Source organism: Nocardia carnea (assembly GCF_029868325.1).
GTDB lineage: Bacteria > Actinomycetota > Actinomycetes > Mycobacteriales > Mycobacteriaceae > Nocardia > Nocardia carnea_C.
The window spans coordinates 1-2,261 of sequence record NZ_JARWNW010000020.1; the positions used below are offsets into that span (position 1 = coordinate 1).

The window sequence follows — 2,261 nt, forward strand, 5'->3', positions numbered from 1 at the left end:
ATTGGCGGCCCCCCGGCCTTTTCGGTAACCGCTGGGTCCCCTGGGCTGTATCTGCTTGTTACGCGCTTGGTCTAATACTAATATCGACACCAAGCCCGCCGCGACCCCGGCACGGGTACCTACCCGGAGATCGGGGCCCGGCGTTTCGTTGCCCCCCAAACCCCCCCGGGGGGGTACCCCCCTTTGGGTTTTACCCGCGCCGTTGTCTTGTCCGGGTCACGTTTGTGATCTCGGCTGGCGGTCGGTGTGGTGTGGCTCTATTGTTATCCCCGGTGTGATCCGGCGCCTGATCGTGATCCGATCGTGTACTTGTGGACGCGTAGTTGTTGTTCACCTGTTACGCATCGGCTGCCGTCGGCCGGTTGTCCACCTTGCGACGGCGGAATCGGGAGCGCCCCACGATCGGGGCCAGGGTGACTGGAGCAGTATGCAGTTCAAGAGGGTTGCCGCAGCGCTGGGCGCGTGTGCGGCTGTCGCGTCGGGTCTGGTTGCCGCGGGAGCGACGGCAACGGCCGCGCCCGGGTGCCCCAGCCTCTATGTGGTGGCGATTCCGGGAACCTGGGAGACCGGTCACGAGAAAACCCCCGGACCGGGCATGCTGGCCGATGTGACCGACGGGCTACCGAGCTCCGCGAAGGTCGATTACGTGAGCTACGCGGCCACCGCGTTTCCCTGGGAAGGCGATGTCTACGGCCGATCGAAGAACGAGGCCGTCGACAATGCGCGCGGTTTGATCGCCGATATGACCGCACGGTGCGGAAACACCGATGTCGCGCTGGTCGGCTACAGCCAAGGTGCGCACGCCGCAGGTGATCTCGCGGCCGAGATCGGTACCGGACTCGGGCCGATTCGGCCGGAACGGATTTCCGGCGTCGGGCTGATCTCCGATCCACGCCGGGCCGCCGCCGATATCCAGGTCGGCCCGCATGCGCCCGGCGCCGGTGCGGCCGGGCCCCGGGTCGGGGGCTTCGGCTGGCTCAGCGATCGCACCCGCACCGTCTGCATTCCCGACGATCTCTATTGCGCGACGGCACAGGACGATTTCGTCACCCGCTTCGCCGGTTTCCTGGCGCAGAGCTCCGATGCCAACCCGGCCAACCTCTGGCGCTACCAGCTCGAGGCCGCGGCGATCGTCAACGACCTGATGAAATACGGCGGCGTGCCCACACTGCAGGCACAGCTTTCCGAAGGCGCCAACGAGCAGCGGTTCAAGGAACTCGAAACGTTCTACCGTTCCCAATCACACCATGCCTACGGCAGCTACCGCGTCGGTGGCGGCCAGACCGCGCTGACCTGGATGCACAATTGGATCGCGGGTATGGCCTGATCAGCCGTTCGAGATATTGCGGGGGAGCAACTCCCAGACGTGGCCGTTCTCGTTCACCGTCGCCGCACTGCGGCGACCGGTGCGCGAGAACAGGACCCGGGTGATCGAGCAGTAGTCGATGGGGAAGGTCAGCGGCCGGGCCAGACCCAGGACGTCCTGGAGGGTCACGTTGATGACCCCGCCGTGGGCGAAGATCACCACGGTATCGGCCGCGGCCGTGGTGGAAGCGATATCGGTGATCGCATCGCGTACCCGGTGGCGGAACGCCTCGGCATCGATCTGCAGCGGCAGATGGCCTTCCTTGATCCGGTCGTAGGTATCGCGGAATTCCGTTTTCGCGTCTTCGATCGGGATATAGGACGGTAGTTCGCGGTCGTACTCGGCGAGACCGTCCACGATTTCCACGTCGAGGCCGAGTTTCGCGGCCGTCGGTGCCGCGGTCTCCCGGGCCCGCCGCTGTGGACTGCTGATCACCCGGACGATCCGGTGGTGATCCAGCGCGGCCGGTACCCGTTCGGCCTGCTCCACGCCGATCGGGGCCAAACCCGGATCGGCGGCTTCTCCCGCATTGTCGACCCGGAGGGGCTGGGCATGGCGAACAAGTATCAACTGCACGGGTCCACTCTGCCGTATTGCCGCTACGGCCGACCAACCGTACCGGTGGCCGGAGCTGCCGGGACGGTTACCGGCCTGCCGGATCGTCGTGCGAGCCGGAGGGCACGGCATTTCCGGCATGCTGTCGCCACGATGGCTGCACCGGCGCCGGCCCGTGCCTGAACGCGCTCGGTCCCCGACGGGGAGGACCTGTCGTGGCTGTGGGTTGTGCGATTAGAGCATTTAGAGGGCGTGCAGGTAGTCGCCGCCGGGGCGCGCGCGCCCGATCAGGCGGTGCGGCTGACCGACGCCGGGGTCGCGCCAAACCCCCGGGCGGGTG

General features: G+C 66.9%; 2 protein-coding genes and 1 pseudogene. 2 read left to right on the forward strand and 1 reads right to left on the reverse strand.

Annotation, left to right across the window (positions count from 1 at the left end):
- Positions 1 to 427: 427 nt before the first annotated feature.
- The gene (locus tag QH196_RS00560) at positions 428 to 1,327 is read left to right on the forward strand and encodes a cutinase family protein (RefSeq protein WP_280413774.1); all 900 of its coding nucleotides are present in this window, start codon (positions 428 to 430) and stop codon (positions 1,325 to 1,327) included.
- On the opposite strand, the gene QH196_RS00565 is transcribed toward QH196_RS00560, so the two are convergent.
- Positions 1,328 to 1,942 (reverse strand): histidine phosphatase family protein, encoded by a 615-nt coding sequence (locus tag QH196_RS00565; RefSeq protein WP_280413775.1) that lies wholly within the window; start codon positions 1,940 to 1,942, stop codon positions 1,328 to 1,330.
- Between the two features lie 171 nt (positions 1,943 to 2,113).
- Here QH196_RS00565 and QH196_RS00570 point away from each other — a divergent pair.
- A pseudogene (locus QH196_RS00570) lies at positions 2,114 to 2,261 on the forward strand (MurT ligase domain-containing protein); the annotation flags it as partial.